The sequence below is a fragment of the Pseudomonas nitroreducens NBRC 12694 genome, from assembly GCF_002091755.1.
Classification (GTDB): domain Bacteria; phylum Pseudomonadota; class Gammaproteobacteria; order Pseudomonadales; family Pseudomonadaceae; genus Pseudomonas; species Pseudomonas nitroreducens.
Map to the genome: position 1 here is coordinate 198101 of NZ_BDAI01000007.1, position 22699 is coordinate 220799.

Annotated in this window: 19 protein-coding genes; 10 read left to right on the forward strand and 9 right to left on the reverse strand. The window is 66.1% G+C overall.

Annotated features, from left to right (window positions below):
* Nucleotides 1-90 precede the first annotated feature (90 nt).
* Nucleotides 91-996: a 30S ribosomal protein S6--L-glutamate ligase gene (gene rimK / locus PNI01S_RS19415; protein WP_038803545.1), complete on the reverse strand. Its 906-nt coding sequence runs from the start codon at nucleotides 994-996 to the stop codon at nucleotides 91-93.
* Nucleotides 993-1469: a retropepsin-like aspartic endopeptidase RimB gene (rimB, locus tag PNI01S_RS19420; protein WP_024762189.1), complete on the reverse strand. Its 477-nt coding sequence runs from the start codon at nucleotides 1467-1469 to the stop codon at nucleotides 993-995. Before rimB ends, rimK begins: the two co-directional genes overlap by 4 nt.
* A gap of 101 nt (nucleotides 1470-1570) precedes the next feature.
* Between rimB and PNI01S_RS19425 the strand changes: the two genes are divergently transcribed.
* Nucleotides 1571-1963: an RNA-binding S4 domain-containing protein gene (locus PNI01S_RS19425; RefSeq protein WP_065086535.1), complete on the forward strand. Its 393-nt coding sequence runs from the start codon at nucleotides 1571-1573 to the stop codon at nucleotides 1961-1963.
* 45 nt (nucleotides 1964-2008) lie between these two features.
* Here the strand turns inward: PNI01S_RS19425 and PNI01S_RS19430 are convergent, their stop codons facing one another.
* The gene (locus PNI01S_RS19430) at nucleotides 2009-2809 is read right to left on the reverse strand and encodes a phosphatase PAP2 family protein (RefSeq protein WP_084358821.1); all 801 of its coding nucleotides are present in this window, start codon (nucleotides 2807-2809) and stop codon (nucleotides 2009-2011) included.
* Between the two features lie 118 nt (nucleotides 2810-2927).
* Between PNI01S_RS19430 and hslO the strand changes: the two genes are divergently transcribed.
* From hslO to PNI01S_RS19455, 5 genes are all read left to right on the forward strand, one after another.
* Nucleotides 2928-3821 (forward strand): Hsp33 family molecular chaperone HslO, encoded by an 894-nt coding sequence (gene hslO, locus PNI01S_RS19435; protein ID WP_038803544.1) that lies wholly within the window; start codon nucleotides 2928-2930, stop codon nucleotides 3819-3821.
* Between the two features lie 168 nt (nucleotides 3822-3989).
* Entirely contained in the window at nucleotides 3990-5531 is a 1542-nt protein-coding gene (locus PNI01S_RS19440) for a phosphoenolpyruvate carboxykinase (RefSeq protein WP_024762192.1), read from the forward strand.
* Nucleotides 5532-5778: 247 nt separating this feature from the next.
* Entirely contained in the window at nucleotides 5779-7704 is a 1926-nt protein-coding gene (locus PNI01S_RS19445) for a RecQ family ATP-dependent DNA helicase (protein WP_084358822.1), read from the forward strand.
* Between the two features lie 134 nt (nucleotides 7705-7838).
* Nucleotides 7839-9338 (forward strand): flavin-containing monooxygenase, encoded by a 1500-nt coding sequence (locus PNI01S_RS19450; RefSeq protein WP_024762194.1) that lies wholly within the window; start codon nucleotides 7839-7841, stop codon nucleotides 9336-9338.
* 144 nt (nucleotides 9339-9482) lie between these two features.
* On the forward strand, nucleotides 9483-10085 hold the full coding sequence (locus PNI01S_RS19455) for a nitroreductase family protein (RefSeq protein ID WP_024762195.1): 603 nt from the start codon (nucleotides 9483-9485) through the stop codon (nucleotides 10083-10085).
* 227 nt (nucleotides 10086-10312) lie between these two features.
* On the opposite strand, the gene PNI01S_RS19460 is transcribed toward PNI01S_RS19455, so the two are convergent.
* A complete protein-coding gene (locus PNI01S_RS19460) occupies nucleotides 10313-11212 on the reverse strand; it encodes a LysR family transcriptional regulator (RefSeq protein ID WP_084358823.1) in 900 nt (299 codons plus the stop codon).
* 104 nt (nucleotides 11213-11316) lie between these two features.
* Between PNI01S_RS19460 and PNI01S_RS19465 the strand changes: the two genes are divergently transcribed.
* Nucleotides 11317-12552: a 3-hydroxyacyl-CoA dehydrogenase gene (locus PNI01S_RS19465; protein ID WP_084358824.1), complete on the forward strand. Its 1236-nt coding sequence runs from the start codon at nucleotides 11317-11319 to the stop codon at nucleotides 12550-12552.
* A gap of 2 nt (nucleotides 12553-12554) precedes the next feature.
* A complete protein-coding gene (locus PNI01S_RS19470; RefSeq protein ID WP_084358825.1) occupies nucleotides 12555-14345 on the forward strand; it encodes an acyl-CoA dehydrogenase C-terminal domain-containing protein in 1791 nt (596 codons plus the stop codon).
* 253 nt (nucleotides 14346-14598) lie between these two features.
* Here PNI01S_RS19470 and PNI01S_RS19475 read toward each other — a convergent pair whose 3' ends face one another.
* Genes PNI01S_RS19475 through PNI01S_RS19485 form a run of 3 tightly spaced genes read right to left on the reverse strand, consistent with a single transcriptional unit; the run spans nucleotide 14599 to nucleotide 17218 of the window.
* Nucleotides 14599-15111 (reverse strand): dihydrofolate reductase, encoded by a 513-nt coding sequence (locus tag PNI01S_RS19475; RefSeq protein ID WP_024762199.1) that lies wholly within the window; start codon nucleotides 15109-15111, stop codon nucleotides 14599-14601.
* Nucleotides 15112-15131: 20 nt separating this feature from the next.
* A complete protein-coding gene (locus tag PNI01S_RS19480; protein WP_084358826.1) occupies nucleotides 15132-16199 on the reverse strand; it encodes a hypothetical protein in 1068 nt (355 codons plus the stop codon).
* Nucleotides 16196-17218, reverse strand: coding sequence for a hypothetical protein (locus tag PNI01S_RS19485; protein ID WP_084358827.1), 1023 nt, complete (start codon nucleotides 17216-17218; stop codon nucleotides 16196-16198). Before PNI01S_RS19485 ends, PNI01S_RS19480 begins: the two co-directional genes overlap by 4 nt.
* Before the next feature lie 179 nt (nucleotides 17219-17397).
* On the opposite strand from PNI01S_RS19485, the gene PNI01S_RS19490 reads away from it, so the two are divergent.
* Entirely contained in the window at nucleotides 17398-18774 is a 1377-nt protein-coding gene (locus PNI01S_RS19490; protein ID WP_084358828.1) for a DUF2868 domain-containing protein, read from the forward strand.
* Nucleotides 18767-20140 carry a GTPase/DUF3482 domain-containing protein gene (locus tag PNI01S_RS19495; RefSeq protein WP_084358829.1) on the forward strand — a complete coding sequence of 458 codons (1374 nt, stop codon included), beginning with the start codon at nucleotides 18767-18769 and terminating at the stop codon, nucleotides 20138-20140. The genes PNI01S_RS19490 and PNI01S_RS19495 overlap by 8 nt, the downstream gene beginning before the upstream one ends.
* Before the next feature lie 40 nt (nucleotides 20141-20180).
* On the opposite strand, the gene hisD is transcribed toward PNI01S_RS19495, so the two are convergent.
* Nucleotides 20181-21440: a histidinol dehydrogenase gene (gene hisD, locus PNI01S_RS19500; protein ID WP_084358830.1), complete on the reverse strand. Its 1260-nt coding sequence runs from the start codon at nucleotides 21438-21440 to the stop codon at nucleotides 20181-20183.
* Nucleotides 21441-21452: 12 nt separating this feature from the next.
* Nucleotides 21453-22502 carry an ABC transporter substrate-binding protein gene (locus tag PNI01S_RS19505; protein ID WP_084358831.1) on the reverse strand — a complete coding sequence of 350 codons (1050 nt, stop codon included), beginning with the start codon at nucleotides 22500-22502 and terminating at the stop codon, nucleotides 21453-21455.
* Between the last annotated feature and the right edge of the window lie 197 nt (nucleotides 22503-22699).

A 22699-nucleotide genomic window follows, 5' to 3' on the forward strand; every position in this document is an offset into this window, starting at 1 on the left:
GACATCCCTGCCGAGACATTGTGCCCGTCGGAATCCCCGGCCTGGCCATCCCTGGCCAGTCGTTCGCCGGGATGACGCATGCGCCCCGGCTCACCCCTTGCCCTTGGTCCGCGCCAGGTGCGGCCCGCCGTTCTTCTCCAGGTACTCGATGATCACCCCGGCGATGTCCTTGCCGGTGGTGGTCTCGATGCCCTCCAGGCCCGGCGAGGAGTTCACTTCCATCACCAACGGCCCGTGGTTGGAGCGCAGGATGTCGACGCCGGCGACGTGCAGGCCCATCACCTTGGCGGCGCGGATGGCGGTCATGCGCTCCTCGGGGGTGATCTTGATCAGGCTGGCGCTGCCGCCGCGGTGCAGGTTGGAGCGGAACTCGCCGGCTGCGGCCTGGCGCTTCATCGATGCGATCACCTTGTCGCCGACCACGAAGCAGCGGATATCGGCGCCACCGGCTTCCTTGATGTACTCCTGCACCATGATGTTGTGCTTGAGCCCCATGAACGCCTCAAGCACGGATTCGGCGGCCTTCTCCGTCTCGCAGAGCACCACGCCGATGCCCTGGGTGCCTTCCAGCAGCTTGATCACCAGCGGCGCGCCGCCGACCATCTCGATCAGGTCCGGTACGTCATCGGGGGAATGGGCGAAGCCCGTCACCGGCAGGCCGATGCCCTTGCGCGACAGCAGTTGCAGCGAGCGCAGCTTGTCGCGGGAACGGGCGATGGCCACCGATTCGTTGAGCGGGAATACCCCCATCATCTCGAACTGACGCAGCACGGCGCAGCCATAGAAGGTCACCGAGGCGCCGATGCGCGGGATCACCGCGTCGAAACCTTCCAGCGGCTTGCCGCGGTAGTGGATCTGCGGCTTGTGGCTGGCGATGTTCATGTAGGCGCGGAGGGTGTCGATCACCACCATCTCGTGGCCGCGTTGCTGCCCGGCCTCCACCAGCCGACGGGTGGAATACAGACGCGGATTGCGCGACAGCACAGCAATTTTCATTGATCACCTGGAAGGGTGGCGGGAACCATGATGAGGGGTTTGTCTTGTACGTAGGTGAGGCCGGGGTTGACCACGAGCTGGCCCTGAACCAGCGCCTTGGAGCCTAGCAGCACGCGGTAGCGCATGGTCTTGCGGCACGCCAGGGTGAATTCCACTGACCAGGCGCGATCGCCGAGGGCCAGCAACGTGCGGATCACGTAGCGGGTCTGGGCCTGGCCGTTGGAGCTCTTGATGGTCTTCATCGTCACCACCGGCGCTTCGCAGCGGTGGCGGCGCTGCACCTGGGTACCCAGGTGGGCGATGAAGCGTACCCAGTCCTGGCCGCCACGCTGGAACGGCACGATGTCACTGGCATGCAGGGTGGAGGTGCTGGCGCCGGTATCGATCTTCGCACGCAGGCCCACCATGCCCAGTTCGGGCAGGGCGATCCATTCGCGCAGACCAATTACCGACAGCTGGTCGAAAGTCTTCAAGGCAGGCGTCCCCGGCGTTTGCCGGCATTCTAGTCAGGCCGGTTGTGCCCCGCCAGCGGGGTGCACGGTACACTCGCAGGCCCGCATGACGAGGTTGTGACGTGAGCGAGAAAGACGACGACAAGGTCCGCCTGGACAAGTGGCTGTGGGCGGCGCGCTTCTACAAGACCCGCTCCCTGGCCAAGGAAGCCATCGACGGTGGCAAGGTGCATTGCCGGGGCGAGCGCTGCAAGCCGGGTAAGGAACCCAAGGTTGGCGACGAATACGTGATCCGCACCGGCTTCGACGAGCGCACGGTCGTGGTGAAGGCGCTGTCGATGGTGCGTCGTGGCGCACCTGAGGCGCAGTTGCTCTACGAAGAGACCGCCGACAGCGTGAAGCGCCGCGAGGATGCTTCTGCCATGCGCAAGGCCGGCGCGCTGGGCGTGCAGACCGACGGGCGGCCGACCAAGAAGCAGCGTCGCCAGCTGTTCAGCTTCCGCGATCAGGAGTGAGCAGCCGGCGAGGGCCGCAGGCGCCTCGCCGGGGGCGAACGGCCCTCAGGCCGCGACGACGCTCAGGCGCTTGAGCAGCGGTATTTTCGCCGCCAGGCGGAACAGCGGATCGGTCCAGCGAACCAGCGCGGCGCTGGCCACGGCGGCGAAGGGCGTGAAGCAGCTCCAGGCCAGGGCCACCAGCGCCATCTGCACGCCGCCGATGTAGTCATCCTGGCCCCAGTGGGCGCCGGCTACCAGGCGCGGCAGCATGAACAGCAGCGCGAGGCCCCAGATCACCACCCATTGCAGGGCGGTGCGGGCGAACAGGGTGAGGAACAGCGCCCAGATCAGCAACACCGAGGCGTGGTCGCCAGGGAAACTGCGGGCCGACTCGTCCTTCACCTCGAAGGGCGTGTCTTCCCACTGCGGGAAGAAGTGCTCCAGGCGCACGGCATCCGGCGCAATGCTGGAAATGCTTGCATGCTGCCAGCCCAGCTTGTGGGCAAGCTTCGCGTAAAGGATGCGGACCACCACCAGAACCACGGCTGCGCATAAAAAGCCGAAAGTCGCGGCGCGGGCCTGGCTGGCCTTGAAGATCCAGTCACCACGGATCAGCAGAAGCAGCAGGATCACCCCGACCAGCAGGTCGAACGGCCGGGTGCTGGCCACGGCCCAGGTCAGGCGCCAGGCTTCGTTGGTCGCCAGCGGCTGGTTGAGCAGGCTGAACAGGCTGAAATCGAACAGGTCCATCGCACTGCGAGTAGGCTCCCAGAGCCACAGCAGAAGCAGGGCGAGGGCCATCAGGTGACAGGCGATGAAGGGCTTCCAGGACCAGGTGGCTTGGAACGGCGTGGTTTTGTCCATAAAATCGATTCCCCCTTCTGACAACGGTTCCGGGTTGCCGGATACGACAAAGCGCGCTTTATAGGCCTTTGCCATCAACTTGTCATTTATTTGTGCCTATCGCAGCGTTGTGCCCAGCATGTCTCAGATCGATCAAAGTCAGCGTTTCCTGTTCGACAACACCGATGTTCGCGGTGAGCTGGTGGAGCTCGACCGCAGTTATGCCGAAGTGTTGGCCAAGCACCCCTATCCGCAGCCGGTCGCCCAACTGCTGGGAGAAATGCTAGCCGCGGCCGCGCTACTTTGCGGCACTCTCAAATTCGACGGTCTGCTGGTGCTGCAGGCGCGCTCCGCCGGCGCCGTTCCGCTGCTGATGGTGGAGTGTTCCAGTGCTCGTGAAGTGCGTGGCCTGGCCCGCTACGACGCCGAGGCCATCGGTGACGCCGCCGGCCTTGCCGAGCTGATGCCCCATGGCGTGCTGACGCTCACCGTCGATCCGAAGAACGGCAAACGCTACCAGGGCATCGTGCCGCTGGAGGGCGCGACCCTGGCCGAGTGCCTGTCGACCTACTTCGCCACCTCCGAGCAGTTGCCGACCCGCTTCTGGCTCAACGCCGACAGCCGCCGCGCCCGCGGCCTGCTGTTGCAGCAATTGCCAGCGGACCGCCAGCGCGACATCGAGTCGCGGGAAGCCAGCTGGCAGCACGTCACCACCCTGGCCGATACCCTCACCGCCGAGGAACTGCTGGGCCTGGACAATCCCACCGTGCTGCATCGCCTGTACCACGAAGACGACGTGCGCCTGTTCGAGCCGCAGCCGCTGGTATTCCGTTGCAGCTGTTCCCGGGAACGCTCGGCCAATGCGCTGGTCAGTCTTGGGCAGGACGACGCCGAGCGTCTGCTGGCCGAAGAGGACGGCGAAATCGTCATCGACTGCCAGTTCTGCAACCAGCGCTACCGTTTCGACGGCTCCGACGTTGCCCAGCTGTTCTCGGGTGGCGGAAGCCAGACGCCGTCAGAAACCCGCCATTGACCGCTTCGATTTGTCCGATAGCCGAACCAATGGCGCTCTCGCCAGATCAGAGGCTGCACGAGAACAGTTCTTTTCTGGCATAATCCCGCGACTTTTTTCCGCGGTAGTGGGAATCAGAAGTCACTACGCAATGTTTGGAGGACTCGGCTTCGGCCGACGGGGACCCACATGACGCAAGCCAACAAAGCCGTTTACACCGATATCAGCGTTGCCCAACTGGTTGAAGAAGCCATTCGCCGCGGCGAAGGCGAACTCGCCGACAACGGCTCGCTGGTCGTGAAAACCGGCCACCGCACCGGCCGCTCGCCTGCCGACCGTTTCATCGTCGAAGAGCCGGGCAGCAAGGATTCCATCGCATGGGGCGCCATCAACCGTCCGTTCCCGGCCGACAAGTTCGATGCCCTGTGGGACCGTGTCCAGGCGTTCAATAACGCCCAGGAACACTTCGTCTCCCACGTTCATGTAGGTTCCGCCGCGGATCACTACCTGGCCGTCAAGATGACCACCGCCACTGCCTGGCAGAACCTGTTCGGCCGCGCACTGTTCATCGAGCCCGAGCAGTACAACCCGGCCGGCCGCGAAGAGTGGCAGGTGCTCAACGTCGCCAACTTCGAGTGCGTGCCCGAGCGTGACGGCACCAACTCCGATGGCTGCGTGATCCTCAACTTCGCCCAGAAGAAAGTGCTGATCGCCGGCATGCGCTACGCCGGTGAAATGAAGAAGGCCATGTTCGGCGTGCAGAACTACCTGCTGCCGGAAAAAGACGTGCTGCCGATGCACTGCGCCGCCAACATCGGTGAAGCCGGCGACGTGACCCTGTTCTTCGGTCTGTCCGGCACCGGCAAGACCACCCTGTCCGCCGACGAAAGCCGCTACCTGATCGGCGACGACGAGCACGGCTGGGGCGAAGGCGTTGTCTTCAACATCGAAGGCGGCTGCTACGCCAAGTGCATCGACCTGTCCGAGAAGAACGAGCCGGTCATCTGGAAAGCCATCAAGTTCGGCGCCGTGCTGGAAAACGTCGTCCTCGACGAAAACCGCACCCCGAACTACGCCGATGACAGCCTGACCCAGAACTCCCGCGCGGCCTACCCGCTGGAAAACGTCGAGAAGCGTTCCGAGAAGAACCTCGGCGGCGAGCCCAATGCCGTGATCTTCCTGACCTGCGACCTGACCGGCGTTCTGCCGCCGGTGTCGATCCTGAACAACGAGCAGGCGGCCTACCACTTCCTGTCCGGCTACACCGCGCTGGTGGGTTCCACCGAAATGGGTTCGGGCGGCGGCATCAAGTCGACCTTCTCCACCTGCTTCGGCGCACCGTTCTTCCCGCGTCCGGCTGGCGTTTACGCCGAGCTGCTGATCAAGCGCATCCAGGCCTTCGGTTCCAAGGTCTACCTGGTCAACACCGGCTGGACCGGCGGTGGCTACGGCGTCGGCAAGCGCTTCAACATCCCGACCACCCGTGGCGTGATCGCCGCCATCCAGAGCGGCGCTCTGGTCGGCGCCGAGACCGAGCACCTGGACATCATCAACCTGGACGTACCGAAGGTCGTTCCGGGCGTCGAGACCAACCTGCTCAACCCGCGCAACACCTGGGAAGACAAGGCTGCCTACGATGAAGCTGCCAAGGGCCTGGCCAGCAAGTTCATCGAGAACTTCAAGAAGTTCGACGTGAGCGACGCCATCAAGAACGCCGGCCCGCAGCTGTAAGCGAGCCTGTTCTGGAAAGAGCCGCCTTCGGGCGGCTTTTTCATTGGTGCCTGGGATCGGTCATGCTCCTGGTGCTCTGCGTACGAGCGAGCCTGTGCCCAACAAGGGTGTGGGGCAATGCCGTTATCCATGAGGAATGGATTCGGCCTCGGCAACCGGCGTTTGGCTGTTCGCGAGCAAGCTCGCTCCTACAACAGACATCCTTAGGCTCAAGGCATCGTCCATGACAGGCAAGGGAGTTATCCACATGCACGACACCCTCGAACGCGTCTTCGGTTTCCGCCAGTTCCGCCCCGGCCAGGAGGCGGCGGTCAGCGCCGTGCTGGCCGGGCGCTCGGCTGCCGCGATCTTTCCTACCGGCTCGGGCAAGTCGTTGTGCTACCAGTTGCCTGCGCTACTGCTGCCGCACCTGACGCTGGTGGTCTCGCCGCTGCTGGCGTTGATGCAGGACCAGCTCGCCTTCCTCGCCCGCCACGGCATCGCCGCCGCGAGCATCGATTCGGCGCAGAGCCGCGAGCAGACCGCGCAGACCATGGCCCGCGCGCGTAGCGGCGAGCTGAACGTGCTGATGATTTCGGTCGAACGCCTGAAGAACGAGCGCTTCCGCCACTTCATCAGCGAGGTGCCGATTTCCCTGCTGGTCGTGGACGAGGCGCACTGTATCTCCGAATGGGGCCACAACTTCCGCCCCGACTATCTGAAGCTGCCGGACTACCAGAAGCAGTTCCGCATTCCCCAGGTGCTGCTGCTCACCGCCACGGCGACGCCCGCGGTGATCGCCGACATGCGCAGCAAGTTCGCCATCGCCGAGAGCGACGTGGTCACCACCGGTTTCTACCGAGCCAACCTCGATCTGCAGGTAGAGCCGATCTCCAGCGCCGCTCGCCGTGCCCGGCTGGTGGAGTGGCTGCGCGAGCGTCCGGGCAGGCCGGCCATCGTCTACGTCACCCAGCAGAAGACCGCCGAGGAGATCGCCGCGCATCTGGCCGAGCGCGGTATTCCCGCCTGTGCCTACCACGCCGGGATGGAACACCCGGAGCGCGAGAGTATCCAGCGCCGCTTCATGGAGGGCCGGCTGAACTGCATCGTCGCCACCATCGCCTTCGGCATGGGCATCGACAAGAGCGACATCCGCCAGGTAGTGCACTACGACCTGCCCAAGTCGCTGGAGAACTACAGCCAGGAAATCGGCCGCGCCGGGCGCGACGGCCAGCGCTCGGAATGCCTGGTGCTGGCCAACCGTGACAGCCTCAACGTGCTGGAGAACTTCGTCTACGGCGACACACCCGAGCGTGAAGGCATCCGCAGCGTACTGGAGGACATCCGCCAGGCGCCGAACGGCCAATGGGAGACCATGCTGGTGCCGTTGTCGGACCAGTCGAACATCCGCCAGCTGCCACTCAAGACGCTGCTGGTGCAGCTGGAGCTACGCGGCATCATCGCGCCACGCTTCGCCTATTTCGCCGAATATCGCTACAAGCTGCTGATCGATTCCTCCGCGCTGCTGAGCCACTTTGAGGGCGAGCGGCGGCAGTTCGTCGAAGCCATCCTCACCACTTCGGCCCGCGCGCGAACCTGGGCGACCCTGGACTTCGACACACTCTACAGCCGCCATGGCGCCGAGCGCTCACGGGTGGTGAAGGCGCTGGATTACTTCCAGGAGCGCGGCTGGGTGGAGCTGGAGAGCAAGCAGATGACGGAGGTTTACTCGGTGCGCGACGCCTCCTTCGCTGTGGATCAGTTGAGCGAGGAGCTGCACGGTTACTTCAAGCGCCACGAGGAAAGCGAGATCGCCCGCATCGGCGCCATGCTCGATCTGCTGGGCAGCTCCGAATGCCTGAGCTGGCGCCTCGCCCAGTACTTCGGCGACCAGCAGGCGCCGCGCCAGTGTGGTCACTGTTCGGTATGCGCCGGCCATGTCGCCCGCCTGCCGGAACCGCCTGCACTGCCGGCTCTGGATGGCCAGTCGCTGCACAACCGATGCGACGCCTTCCTGGAGAAGTACCGCAGTGCCCGAGGCACCGCGCCCAGCGCCGACTGCATCACGCGCTTCCTCTGTGGCATCAGCGTGCCGGCCTTCACCCGCATGCGCGCGCGTGGATTGCCGGGCTACGCCACGCTGGAAGACTACCCCTACGCCCAGGTGCGCGACTGGGTACAGGCGCAGCTCTGAACGGCTGAATTCGGCGGTGCCACGCACGACTAAAGGTCGGCGTGATGCCGCCCGGGCTGCTTGTAGGGTGAGGGGAGGAAATTCCTCCTAGACTCACCAGGCACTGCCTGCCCAACGGCCGAGGAGCCCCAAGCATGTCCGTCGAGCACCTGGATGTACTGATCATCGGCGCCGGCCTGTCCGGCATCGGCGCCGCCTGTCACCTGCAGAAGCAATGCCCCGGCAAGTCCTACGCCATCCTCGAAGGCCGCGAGGCCATGGGTGGCACCTGGGACCTGTTCCGCTACCCGGGCATCCGCTCCGACTCGGACATGTACACCCTGGGCTACAACTTCAAGCCCTGGACCGATCCCAAGGCCATCGCCGACGGCCCGTCGATCCTCAACTACATCCGCGAAACCGCCCGCGAGTACCGCGTCGAGGACAAGGTGCGCTACCGCCACCGCGTGCTCAAGGCCGACTGGGACAGCAACACCGCGCGCTGGAACCTCAGCGTGCAGCGCGGCGATGAAGAGGAACCCGTGCGCATGAGTGCGCAATTCCTCTTCATGTGCACCGGCTACTACCGCTACGACGCCGGCTACACCCCGGACTTCCCGGGCCGCGAAAGCTTTGGCGGGCAGGTCATCCACCCGCAGCTGTGGCCGGAGAATTTCGACTACAGCGGCAAGCGCATCGTGGTGATCGGCAGCGGCGCCACCGCCGTCACGCTGATCCCCTCGCTGACCGACAAGGCCGCCCATGTCACCATGCTGCAGCGCTCGCCGTCCTACGTGATCACCCTGCCGGCGAAGGACCCGATCTCCAACTTCCTGCGCAACTTCCTGCCGGAGAAGTGGGTGTACCGCCAGGCGCGGGCGCGCAACGTGACCATGCAGATGATCTTCTTCATGGCTTCCAAGGCGTTCCCCGGCGCGGTGCGCAAGCTGATGCTCAAGCTGGCCAACCTGCAACTGGGCAAGGATTTCGACATGCGTCACTTCAGCCCGCGCTACAAGCCGTGGGACGAGCGCGTGTGCTGCGTGCCCGATGGCGACCTGTTCAAGGCACTGCGCCAGGGGCGAGCCTCGGTGGTCACCGAGCACATCGAGCGCTTCACCGAGAAAGGCATCCTGCTCAAGTCCGGGCAACTGCTCGAAGCGGACGTGATCGTCACCGCCACCGGGCTCGACCTGGTGATGTTCGGCGGCGCGGAACTGGCCATCGACGGCAAGCCGTTCGACGTCACCCAGAGCATGGGCTATCGGGGCATCATGCTGCGCGATCTGCCCAACCTGGCGGCCATCGTCGGCTACACCAACGCCAGCTGGACGCTCAAGGCGGACCTGTCCAGCGAGTACTTCTGCCGCCTGATCAACCACCTCGATGCCATCGGCATGCGCCAGTGCACGCCGCGTCAGACCGATGGATCGGTGAAGGAAGAACCCTTCCTCAACCTCAATTCCGGCTATATCCAGCGCGCTGCCGACCGCATGCCCAAGCAGGGCGACCGCACGCCGTGGAAGCTCTACCAGAACTACGCGCTGGATCTGGCCCTGCTGCGCTTCGGCAAGGTCGAGGATGGCTACCTGAGCTTCACCTCGCCCAAGCAGCGCCAGGCCACGGCCGCGCCGGTGGAAGCGCTGGAGAGCTGATCGGCATTCGGAGCCCGCCGGTCCTGGCGGGCTTCGTTCTATCGAGGCAGCGGATAGACATTATCGATATGCCGCTCTGCCACGGAGCTGCCTCTGGGCTTACCATGCGCGCCATTCCCGCCCATGCCAGCCAGAGGATTTTCCATGCTGATCGAAGACGCCATCCGCAGCCGCCGCTCCATCCGTGGTTTCGACACTTCCTACGTGATGAGCCGCGAGGAGAAGGACGACCTGCTGCAACAGGCGCTGCTCGCGCCCACCTCGTTCAACCTGCAGCACGTGCGCCTGGTGGAAGTCAGCGACCCGCAGCTGCGTGCGCAGATCCGCGAAGCCGGCTGGGACCAGGTGCAGATGACCGACGCTTCGATGCTGGTGATCGTCTGCGCGCAGGTCGACAGCTGGGAGAAGAATGCCGAACGCGTGTGGGACGGCGCCCCGGTTGAAGTGAAGAACTACATGGTCGGCGCCATCGACGGCTACTACAGAGGAAAACCGCAGACCCAGCGCGACGAAGCCATGCGCAGCAGCGGCCTGGTGGCCCAGACCCTGATGCTCGCCGCCCGTGGTCGTGGCCTGGACAGCGTGCCGATGGTCGGTTTCGATTTCGACGCCGTGGGCAAGCTGATCAACCTGCCGGCCAACCATGCCATCGGCCTGATGATCGCCGTGGGCAAGCAGGCGGTTGAAGCCAAGCCGCGCATCGGTCGCCTGCCGCTGGAAGAGACGATCGTTCGCGATCGCTTCTGATCCCCACGAAACGCGCCTCCGGGCGCGTTTATGCTTTCTTCTGCACACCGCCCGCCTCCGAGCCTGTGTCTTCCCTCACCCTAACCCTCTCCCAGAGGGAGAGGGGACTGGAGCGTGCCGGCTGTAACCGTGCCATCAGCCGGTGCGGACAGCTCCCTCTCCCTCTGGGAGAGGGCGGGGGTGAGGGTAGCCCTCGAGCGCAAGGTTCACATTTGCGTGCCCCGCCCTCAATCCGGCGCCGCCTCGACGACCCGCTCGACCAACCATTGCAACGCCGCATCCCGCTCGCGCTGGGCGAGGTACACCAGCTCCAGATGGAACTGCCCCACGTCGAACGGCAGCTCCAGCACCTGCAACGGCAGCAACTCGGCGAAGTAGGCCGCCAGCCGCGTCGGCAGCACCGTCAGCAAATCCGTGGTTGCCACCAGATGCGCCGCCTGCAGGTAGTTGGGCGTGGTGTAGGCGATTTCCCGCTTGAGTCCCTGGCTGGCCAGCCACTGGTCGACCATGCCCTTGGTCTGCCCGCCGGAAACCCAGAGGTGCCTTTGCTGGAGAAACGTCTCCAGATCGATCCCTCCATCCACCTGCGAATGCCCGCGCCTGGCTAGCAGGCGCAGCGTCTCGCTCACCCAAGGGCGGCGCTGGAAGCGCGCTGGCAAGTCTTCGAAGCGGCCCAGCACGAGATCGAGATTGCCCTTGTCCAGCGCCTCGGCCGGTAGCGTTGGTGTCAGGTGCTGGATGGCCAGGCCCATGCCCGGCGCCGTACTGCCCAGACTTTCGAGCAGGTGTGGCATGCACAACGCTTCCACATAGTCGGTCAGTGCCAGGGTGAAGCGCTGGCGGCTGCGCGCCGGGTCGAAGCTGTCGCCGCCGGCCAGGCTCTGGCCGATGCGCTGCAGCGCATCGCGGATCGGCGCTTCCAGCTCCAGCGCCCGGGGCGTCGGCTGCATCGCCCGGCCGACACGCACCAGCAGCGGATCATCGAGCAGCTCGCGCAGGCGGTTCAGCGCGTTGCTCACCGCCGGCTGGCTCAGCGACAGGCACTCCGCCGCGCGCGAGACGTTGCGCTCGCGCAGCAGCGCGTCCAGCACCCGCAGCAGGTTGAGGTCGAAGGTGTTCATATTCATCGGCTGAATGCCACTTATCACAACTCAAAATTTCAAAAATAGTACCGCCTTCCCTAAGGTGAGTGGTCTTCAAACGAGCGTTTCAGGCTGACAAGAGGAACAACATGAGCCAGAACATCCGCATCGCCAGCGCCGCCGTCATTGGCGCCGGCACCATGGGCCGGGGCATTGCCATGTGCCTGGCGAACGCCGGCGTGCAGGTCCTGTGGCTGGACAACAACCCGCAGATGCTGACCCAGGCCCTCGGCGCCGTGGCCGACACCTACGCCCACAACGTCCGCCAGGGCCGCATCGACGAGGCCGAGGCGGCGCGCCGCCGCGCGCGTATCTCCCAGGTGGTGAACTACGCGGCGATCCGCGAAGTGGACCTGGTGATCGAGGCGGTATACGAGAACCTCGAACTCAAGCAGTCGATCTTCCGCGAGCTGGACGCAGCGCTGAAACCCTCGGCGATCCTGGCCTCCAACACCTCCTACCAGGACGTCGACGCCATCGCCGCCGTGACCTCGCGGCCGTCCCAGGTGCTCGGCCTGCACTTCTTCAGTCCGGCACACATCATGAAGCTGCTGGAAATCGTGCGCGGCGCGAAGACCGCGCCCGCCGTGCTCGAAGCCGCGCTGGAGCTGGGCGAGCGCATGGGCAAGGTCAGCGTGGTGGCCGGCAACTGCCACGGCTTCATCGGCAACCGCATGCTGGAGAAGTACGTCCAGGAGTCGCGCCGGTTGATCCTCGAAGGCTCGCTGCCGCACCAGGTGGACGCGGCGATCCAAAGCTTCGGTTTCGCCATGGGGCCGTTCCGCATGTTCGATGTGGTCGGTATCGACCTCGAATGGCGCGCCCGCGAGTTGGCCGGCAAGGGCCAGGACGCGCCGACCGTGCAGGTGGATAACCGCCTGTGCGAGATGGGCCGTTTCGGCCAGAAGAGCGGCAACGGCTTCTATCACTACGAGCCGGGCAGCCGCCAGGCCGAGCATGACCCGGAAGTCGACGCCCTGGTGGTGCGCGAATCCGAGCGCCTGGGTTACTCCCGCCGCGATATCGGTGCCGAGGAAATCCTCGAGCGCTGCCTGCTGGCCCTGGTCAACGAAGGCGCGAAGATCCTCGACGAAGGCATCGCCTCCACCAGCGCCGACATCGACACCGTTTACCTCAATGGTTATGGCTTCCCCAAGGACAAGTCCGGCCCAATGGCCTGGGCCGATGCCCAGGGCCTGCAGAGCGTGCTGGCGCGCCTGCGCGACCTGGCTGGCGAGCACGGCGCGCACTGGCAGCCGGCCGCGCTGATCGAGCGCCTGGCCGCCGCCAATGGTCGCTTCGCCGACGTCAAACAGGAGCATTGAACATGAGTTACCAGGCACCCTTGCGCGACATGCGCTTCGTCCTCCACGAACTGTTCGACGTCAGCGCCCACTGTGAGCTGCTGGGCAACGGCCTCGACCGCGAGCTGATCGACGGCGTGCTGGAAGAAGGTGCGCGTTACACCGGCGAGGTGGTTGCACCGTTGAACCGCAACAGCGACGAGCAGGGCGCGACCCTGCTGAACGGTGAAGTCACTACCCCCGACGGTTTCCGCGACGCGTACAAGCAGTACTGCGACAACGGCTGGGCGAGCATGACCGGGCCGACCGAGTTCGGCGGCCAGGGCTTCCCGCAGATGGTCTCGGCCAGTTTCCACGAAATGCTGATGGCCGCGTCGCTGTCCTTCCGCGTCTATTCCGGCCTCACCGAGGGCGCGGTGCTGGCGCTGTACAAGCACGGCGCGCCGGAGCTTCAGCGCGACTACCTGGCGAAGATGGTCAGTGGCGTGTGGAGCGGCACCATGTGCCTCACCGAGCCGCAGGCCGGTACCGACCTCGCGCTGCTGCGCACCCGCGCCGAGCCGCAGGCTGACGGCTCCTACAGCGTCAGCGGCAGCAAGATCTTCATCAGCGGCGGCGAGCAGGACCTGTCGGAGAACATCGTCCACCTGGTGCTGGCGCGCCTGCCGGATGCTCCGGCCGGGGTGAAGGGCATCAGCCTGTTCCTCGTACCCAAGTTCATCGCCAAGGCCGACGGCACGCCGGGTGCGCGCAACTCCCTGAGCTGCGGCGCCATCGAGCACAAGATGGGCATCAAGGGCGCGTCCACCTGCGTGATGAACTTCGACGGCGCCACCGGCTGGCTGATCGGCCAGGCCAACCAGGGGCTGGCCTGCATGTTCACCATGATGAACGACGCGCGCTTCCAGGTCGGCCTGCAGGGGCTGGGCATCGCCGAGCGCTCCTGCCAGGGCGCGCTGGCCTACGCCCGCGAGCGCCTGCAATCGCGCGCGCTGACCGGCGCGGCCGAGCCGTCGAAAGCTGCCGATCCGATCATTGTCCACCCGGACGTGCGGCGCATGCTGCTGACCCAGAAGACCCTGACCGAGGGCTGCCGGATGGTGTCGGCGCTCTGCGCCCGCGAGCTGGACCTGGAGCACGGCCATCCCGAGGCGCACGGCCGCAAGGCCGCGGGCAAGCGCGCCGCATTGCTGATCCCCATCGTGAAGTCGTTCTTCACCGACGTCGGCCAGGAGGTTTCCAGCCTCGGCGTGCAGGTCTACGGCGGTCACGGCTACATCCGCGAATGGGGCATGGAGCAGTTGATGCGCGACAGCCGCATCACTCAGATCTACGAAGGCACCAACGGTATCCAGGCGCTCGACCTGATCCGTCGCAAGCTGCTGGGCGATGGCGGCGCGGAGTTGAATGCGCTGATCGGCGAACTGGCGGCGGCCTGCGAAACCGCGGGTGCGCGAGCTGAACTGGCTGGCCTGGCGGAAACCGTACGCCAACGCCTGCTGGAATGGCGCAGCCTCACCAGCGAAGTGATCGCCGCCTGCCAGCGCGACCCGCAGGAAATCGGCGCCACCTCGGTGGACTTCCTGCAGTACTGCTCCTATGTGCTGCTGGCGGGCCTGTGGCTGCAGGCCGCTGGCGTGGCCCAGGCGAAGCTGGCGGCCGGCGAGGGCGATGCGGACTTCTACCGCGCCAAGCTCGCCAGCGCCGAGTTCTACGTCAAGCGCATCCTGCCGCGCGCCAGCATGCACCGCGAGGCGCTGCTGGGAGGTGCGGATTGCCTGATGGGGCTGGATGCGGAGCACTTCGCGTTCTGATGCGCCGGTAATGAAAAACGCCGCGCCGGGTGACCCGGGGCGGCGTTTTTCTTTGTGGGTTCGGAGTTGGGCGTTCCCTCACCCTAACCCTGGCTGCGCGCCCCGCTCAGAGGGAGAGGGGACCGTTCAGTGCGCTTTGAAAGCTTTGAGTGAGCCGGAGGGGCCAGGGAACGCAGAGTTCATCTCGGCACATTCGGCTCCCTCTCCCTCTGGGAGAGGGCTGGGGTGAGGGGGCTCTGAATACGCTGAGCGTTCAAGCCCGCTCCCACACCTCGAACGCATAAGCCGGCGTCTCGCCCTCGGCGTCATGCTCGATGCTCGACGCCAGATGCCAATGCGCTTCGTCCACTTCCGGGAAGTGCGCATCACCCGCCGGGCTCAAGCCCACGCGGGTCAGGTACAGCCGCTCGGCACGTTCCAGCGCCTCGCCATACAGCTGCGCCCCGCCGATCAGCATCAGTTCCTCGGCCTCTTCCTGCTTCGCCCATTCGGCGGCGCGCTCAAGGGCGGCGTCGAGGCTGGTGAAGACTTCCGCGCCTTCCAGCTGCAGCCCGGCCTGGCGGGTGACCACGATGTTCAGCCGGCCCGGCAGCGGGCGGCCGAGGGAGTCCCAGGTCTTGCGGCCCATGATCACCGGCTTGCCCAGGGTCATCGCCTTGAAGTGCTTGAGGTCCTGCGGCAGGTGCCAGGGCAGGCGGTTGTCGACGCCGATCACGCGGTTGTCGGCAAGGGCGGCGATCATCGCCAGGGGCAGGGCTTCGGACATCGTGACTCCAGTGCTGAACATCAGTGGGAACTCCCAGTGCCAGAGGATACCAGCCGCTCACCCTCGGTGGGGCCGGCGGCCTGCGGAACGCGCATGAAGAAGGTGCCGTCCTCGTTGACCTGGGTGATGCCGGTGGAGAGCACCTTGCGATAGTCCTTGAGGTTGAACGACAGCGTCTGCTCGGGCCGCTCGGCCTTGAGCAGAACCTGAGAGTAGGTAATCAGGATCTCGAAGATCTTCAGGTCCCCCGATTGCAGCCAGATATAGGACGGCCCCGCCTGGCGCGGCGGTTCGAAGGCCAGCGAAGCGGCGCCGGGCTTGGGCGCGAACTTCAGGTGCAGTCCCTTGGCGTCCAGCCAGCTGGATTCGACGCGGCCATCGATGCCCACCAGCGGGAAGACCTGGTGGTAGTTCAGGTGCATCACGTTGTCCTGCAGCACCGCGCCGGGACGCTCCAGGGTTACCAGCGAATCCAGGCGCAGGCCGACCAGGCTCATGGCGCCGTAGCTGGGCACGCCGAGCACCTTCACGCTGTCGGGCTGGTAGTCGAGGTTGTCGCCGTCGAGCTTCACCGTGCCGGACAGCCGCAACGGCAGCCAGGGCCCGACGCCCAGCGGCTGGACCTCGCCGGAGACCAGCAGGCGGTCGCCTTCGACGCTCAGCTGGAAGCCCCGCAGCATGGTCTCCGGGTAATCGAGGATGTGCTGGTTGAACAGGTTGGCGAGCTGCTCGGGGCTGAGGATCACCTCGCCCTCGGAGACGTTGATGCGCATGTCCTGCGGGCGGTCGAAGTCGATGGGCTCGCCGGCCTTGAGCGGCACCAGCCAGCCCTTGAGCTGCGGGCTGTGGAAGCCGATGCCGCCCTGGAAATAGAGGTCCACGTTGTTCAGCAGGATGCCCACGCCGTCCTGGCCGGAGTCGCGCAGGCCGCCCGGCCGGCTGGCCTTGAAGTCCGCTGCCGGCGGCGTCTGCTGGAACCAGCCCTGGCGCAGCACGCCCAGTTCGCGCTGCTGCTTGTCGATGGCGCTCTCGGCGGTGGCGTGGCCGGCAACTGCCAGCAGGAGCAGGGAAGCGAGGAGGGTTCTCATCGGATTTTCTCCTCCGGGGCGGGCGCCTTCACCGGCGAGACGGCGATGTGCACCATGCCGTCCTCGCGCAGGCGGATTTCGCCGTACTGCAGCTGGCGGCGATAGTCGTAGAGATTGAACAGCAGCGGGGCATCGGGGCTCAGGCTGGTGAACAGCGCGTAGGCCTTCACCAGGATGGTCCGCGCCATCTTGATGTCGCCGCCCTCGATGAACATGTAGCTTTTCGGCGCCTTGAGCTGCGGCCATTTCAGCTCGGCCAGCTCGCTGCCCAGCAGCAGGTCCATGCCGCCGTCGGCGAGTTTCAGGCAGCTGACGGTGAAGTCCAGGCGCGGCGGCGGGAACAGGCCGTCGAGGTCGACCAGGATGCGGTTGCCGATCAGCTGCATGTGCGCGGTGTGCAGTTGCAGCACCTCGGACATCTCGATGGACGCGGCGCTCAGCGACGGCGTGACGTCCACCCCGTCGACGAAGATCCGCTGTGGCACCAGCGCCACCTTCAGCGGCCCGGCCTGTTCGATTCCGGTGACCATCCGCAGCGGCCGCCAGCGGCCCTTGCGCAGCAGCTCGCCGTGGACTTCCTGGCCGTCGGCGCGGGTGCTGAGTTTGAGGTTGCGTACCGGCGCGTTGGCGTTGCGCAGCTCCTCGTTGAGCAGGCTGGCGAGCGTGGCGTCGGCAACGAAGATGTCCCCGGCCTGAATGTGCGCGACCATGGATTTCGGGTCGTCCAGCATCAGCGGCGTACCGGCGCCGGCCACCGGGCTCATTCGGATCAGCATCTTGCGGATGAAGAAGCCGATGTCATCGTGCAGGCGGAAGTCGGTCTGGCTGATCCACAGTTGCGAGGTATTACTGGCGGACTGCCGGGCGCCGACGCTGGCGTCCAGCTGGCGCGGCGGCACGGCCTGCATCAGCGGGGTGTCCGGGCCCCAGTCGGAGGGGCGCACCGGTGGCGTTTCCACGGCCGCCGCGGTGGCGGCGACGAACAGCAGGGGCAAGGCACTGAGCAGCGAGCGCAGCATGGCGAGGCCTCATTGTTGTTTTTATAGGGGCAGTGCTATTCGCCGAGTCTGAGCCTGACCGCGCCCGGCGAGAGCCCCTCCTTGGTTTGGTTGACGATACCGGGTGTTACCGGCGGCGCCGGGACGCCGCAGCGCACAGCGGTTATCCTTGCTGGCGAATACCGATTGCCGGAGACGCTGTGAGCGAGTCCCCCCTCCAATCCCTGTGGCTGTGCGAGGCCGTACGCCTGCGCGAGGAACAGGTCGGTCCCCTGGAAGACAGCGAAGCCAACCGCCGCGCCGTCGTCGGCGGCGGCGACCTCGCGCAGCGCCTGCAGAGCCGCGCACTGCTGCTGGCCGAGCGCGACGGCCAGCGCGCTGCGCTGCGCACCTGGGCCCAGGGTGCGCGCCTGTCGATCTACCTGCTGCTGGCCCTGGCGCTTTTCACTGGCGGTGGCCTGGCCTTCGCCGCGCTCGGCGACGGGCAGCGCCCGGTCAACGTCTTCTGGGCTTTGGCGAGTCTGCTCGGATTGCACCTGATTACGCTGGTTGGCTGGACGCTGGCCTTCTTCGCCGGCGGCGAGGCAGCCGGCGCGCTCGGGCGCCTGTGGCTGTGGCTGAGCGGCAAGCTCGCCCGCGATGCCCACGCGGCGCAGTTGGTGCCGGCGTTGCTGGTGCTGCTGGATCGCCAGAAGCTGACCCGCTGGGCACTCGGCCTGCTGGTCCACGGTCTGTGGTTCGTCGCGCTCACGACTGCGCTGGGCGTGATGCTGGCGCTGCTGGCCACGCGGCGCTACGGCTTCGTCTGGGAAACCACCATCCTCGGCGGCGACACCTTCATTGTCCTGACCCACGGCCTTGGCGCGCTGCCGTCGCTGCTCGGTTTCCCCCAGCCGGATTCGGAACTGGTGCGCGCCAGCGGCGATGCCCTGGTGGCCAGCGAAAACGCGCGGCATGCCTGGGCCGGCTGGTTGGTGGGTATCCTGCTGGTGTATGGCGTGCTGCTGCGCGGCGCGCTCTGGCTGCTCTGCCTGTGGCGCTGGAAGCGCGGGCGTGCGCAGTTGGCACTGGACGTTTCGCTGCCCGGCTACGCACTGCTGCGCGAACGCCTGATGCCGGCCAGCGAACGGCTGGGCGTCAGCGATGCCGCACCCGATGAACTGGTCGAGCCGCAGGCGCAGGCCCCGGCTTCCAGCGCCGACGGCGCGCTGCTGGTGTCCATCGAATTGCTCGACCGGCCCAACTGGCCGCCGAAGCTGCCCGAAAGCATCGCCAATGCCGGCGACCTCGACGACGGCGCCCAGCGCCGCCGCCTGCTTGAACAACTCACCCGCTATCCGCCGGCACGCCTGGTGATCGCCTGCGATCCGCGCCGCTCGCCGGACCGCGGCACCCTGGCGCTGATTGCCGAGCTGTCGCGCTGCGCCGCCGCCACCCGCGTCTGGCTGCTGCAGGCGCCGCCGGGCGAAGCGCTGGACGCCGAGCGCCTGGGCGACTGGCACGCCGGCATCGAGCGCCTGAATTTGCCGCACACCTCGGCATCGCCACTGGGTTGGCTGGAGACCGGGCATGACTGATGCGCTGAAACTGGCCGTGGTCGGCCACACCAACGTCGGCAAGACTTCGCTGCTGCGGACCCTGACCCGTGATGTGGGCTTCGGCGAAGTCTCACACCGTCCCAGCACCACGAGGCATGTGGAAGGTGCACGCCTGTCTGTGGACGGCGAGCCGCTGCTGGAGCTGTATGACACGCCGGGCCTGGAAGACGCCATTGCCCTGCGCGACTTCCTCGATGGCCTGGAGCGCCCCGGCGAGCGCCTGGATGGACCCGAGAAGCTGCGCCGTTTCCTTGATGGCAGCGAGGCTCGCGGCCGATTCGAGCAGGAAGCCAAGGTGCTGCGCCAGTTGCTCGCCTCCGACGCCGGCCTCTACGTGATCGACGCTCGCGAACCGGTGCTGGCCAAGTACCGCGACGAACTGGCGGTGCTCGCCGCCTGCGCCCGGCCGTTGCTGCCGGTGCTCAATTTCGTCGCCAGTCCGCAGCACCGCGAAGAACAGTGGCGCGAGGCGCTGTCCCGCCTCGGTCTGCACGCGCTGGTGCGCTTCGACAGCGTGGCGCCGCCGCTGGACGGTGAGCGCCGCCTCTACGAAAGCCTTGCACTGTTGATGGAGCGTGCGCGCCCGCAACTGGATCGACTGGTGGCCGATCACGAAGCGCAAGCCGTTGCCCGCCGCGAGGCCGGAGCGCGGTTGATCGCCGAATTGCTGGTGGATGTTGCCGCCTGCCGCCAACTGGTGCCGGCAGGCGATGCCGCCGTGCGCGCCGCCACCGAGACGCTGCGCAACCAGGTGCGCCAGCGCGAAGATACCTGCGTCAAGGCGCTGCTCAGCCTCTACGCCTTCCGCAAGGACGATGCCCGTGCGGCTGATCTGCCATTGATGGACGGCCGCTGGGGCGATGACCTGTTCAACCCGGAAACCCTGCGTCAGCTGGGTATCCGACTCGGCGGCGGCGTTGCGGCCGGCGCGGCGGCGGGGGCGGGGATCGATCTGCTGGTGGGTGGACTGACCCTCGGCGCAGCCACTGCATTGGGCGCCATCGCCGGTGGCGCCTGGCAGACCGTCGGCCACTACGGCCAGCGCCTGCTGGGCAAGCTCAAGGGCAGCCGCGAGCTATCGGTGGACGACAGCGTGCTGCGCCTGCTGGCGCTGCGGCAGCGGCAATTGCTGGCGGCGTTGCAGACTCGCGGGCATGCGGCGGTGGAGGCGATCCACCTGCAGTCGCCGGAGGACAAGCAATGGCGCGAGGGCAAGCTGCCCGAGGCGTTGCGCAAGGCGCGGGCGCATCCGGAGTGGTTGGGTCTCAATGGCAAGCGGCGCAGTGAGAAGAGCGAGCGGCAGGAGGCGGTGGCGCAGTTGGCCATGCAGTTGCTGGAGCCTTGATGAAGCTGCGCACGGCAGGGCGCCGTGCGCAGTTACTTACTCAGACGACATCGTAGTGGTAGCGAATCTCCGCCGCCTTGCGATGCCCTTCCAGGCCCTCGCGGGTCGACTGGCGCACGGCCACCGGGGCCACGGCCTCCACGCCCCGCTGGTCGAGCCACTGGTGGGTACAGACCTTGATGAAGGTACCCACCCAGACGCCGCCGGTGTATTTGCCGGCGCCGCCGGTGGGTAGGGTGTGGTTGGTGCCGCTGATCTTGTCGGAGTACACCACCGAGGCTTCCACGCCGATGAACAGCGAGCCGTAGTTGCGCAGGCGTTTGCCCACGCCGTGCGGATCGCGGGTATGCACCTGCAGGTGTTCGGCGGCCACCTCGTCGGAGTAGGCGATGGCCTCTTCCAGGCTGTCGCAGAGGACGATCTCGCCACGCTTGCGCCAGGACTGCTCGGCGACCTCGCGGGTGGCCAGCAGGGTCAATTGCCGCTCGACCTCGGCGAGGGTCTTCTCCGCCACGTCACGCGAGGTGGTGATCAGCCCGACGCGGGTTTCCACGTCGTGCTCCGCCTGCCCGAGCATGTCGGCGGCGAGAATCTTCGGATCGGCGCTGTCGTCGGCCAGGGTGAAGATTTCCGAAGGGCCGGCCAGTTGGTCGATGCCGACGCTGCCGATGGCCTGGCGCTTGGCCTCGTTGACGTACATGTTGCCCGGGCCGCAGATCTTGTCCACCTGGGGAATGCTCTCGGTGCCGTGGGTGAAGGCGGCGATCGCCTGCGCGCCGCCAACGCGGAAGATGCGCGTGGCGCCGGACAGGTGCGCGGCATAGAGCACCGCCGGGTGCACCTTGGGCGGGGTGCAGACGATGATCTCTTCGACCCCGGCCACCTTGGCTGGAATGATCGACATCTGCGCGGTGGACAGCAGCGGATAGCGGCCGCCGGGCACATAGGCGCCGACCCGCTGGATCGGGATCAGCCGGTGTCCCAGGTGCAGACCGGGGAGGGTTTCCACCTCCAGCGGTTGCAGGGTCTTCAACTGGGCCTCGGCGAAGGCGCGGATGCGCTCGATACCGAAGCGCATGTCGGCCAGCAGTTGCTCGTCGCAGGCCTGGCGCGCCGCCTCGATTTCTTCGGCGGTGACTTCGAATTGCTCCAGGCGCATGCCGTCGAACTTTTCGCTGTAGTCGCGCAGCGCGGCGTCGCCACGCTCCTGCACGTCATTCATCAGGGCGGCGATCATCTCGCGCAGTTCGCGGGATTCCTGCTCGCGCTTGGGTTCCGGGGCTTTGATGTAGATAGGCATGTGTTCCTCGTCTTACTGAGCGATCCAGGCGTTGAAGCGCTGGTTCAGGTTTTCGATGTTGTCGACCCAGAAGTCGACATCCAGCGGCAGGGATTGGGCGAGGTTGGCCGGGGTGGTCGGCAGTTCCTCGCGCAGTTCGGCCGGGATCAGGTCGTTGGCGCGGGTGTTGGTCGGGCCGTAGGCGATGAAGGGCGGCAGCTTGGCTTGGTTTTCCGGCTGGCTGGCGTAGCCGATGAAGCGCATGGCGGCGTCCTTGTTCGGCGTGCCCTTGAGCACCACCCAGGAGTCGATGGCGTAGATGCTGCCGGGCCAGACCAGCTTGAAGTTGCGCCCTTCGTTGCGGTTGAAGCCGCTGATCCGGCCGTTGTAGGCGGAGGTCATCACCACGTCGTTGGCCGACAGCAGTTGCAGCGATTGGGCACCGGCTTCCCACCAGACCAGGTTGGGCTTCAGCTCGTTGAGCTTGTTGAAGGCGCGGTCCACGCCTTCTGGCGTGCGCAGGACCTTGTAGACATCGGCGGGCGCCACGCCGTCCGCCATCAGGGCGATTTCCAGCGCGTATTTCGGCCCCTTGCGCAGGCCGCGCTTACCGGGGAATTTCTTCACGTCCCAGAAGTCCGCCCAACTGCTGGGTGCGGTCGTCAGGCGGCTGGCGTCGTAGGTCAGCCCGGTGGACCAGACCATGGCGCCGACACCGCAGTCGCTCACGGCGCCGGGGAGGAAGTCGGCACGGTTGCCGACCTGGTTCCAGTCGATGGGTTCGTAGATCCCGGCCTCGCAGCCCAGCGCGAGGTCTTCGGCTTCCACCTCCACCACATCCCACGGCGGCGTGCCGACCTTGGTCTTGGTTTCCAGGATGCCGATGCCGCCGTCCCAGCTCTGGTCCAATACACGCTGTCCGGTGAGCGTGGCGAAGGGTTTGAAATAGATTTCCCGCTGTGCATCCTGGAAGTTGCCGCCCCAGGATATGACGGTGAGATCGCGGGCTTGGGCGGCGAGGGCCGCGCCAAGCAAGGCCACGCCGACGAGCGTGGACGAAATCGAGCGTGCTACCGGGTACATGGAGTTACCTCAGGCGAAGTGGATTGTTCTTGTCGTTTCACTCGAGTGGTAAAAATATTTACCAGTGAAGATCGGCGGCGGCAATCCCCCATGCCCGAGCCATGGCCCGTATTTCGTTGTTTTTCTCCTATAACCTATTGATAAGTAATGAAATAAAATCGGTAAAAATATTTACCACTTAATCCTCGAACACCGTG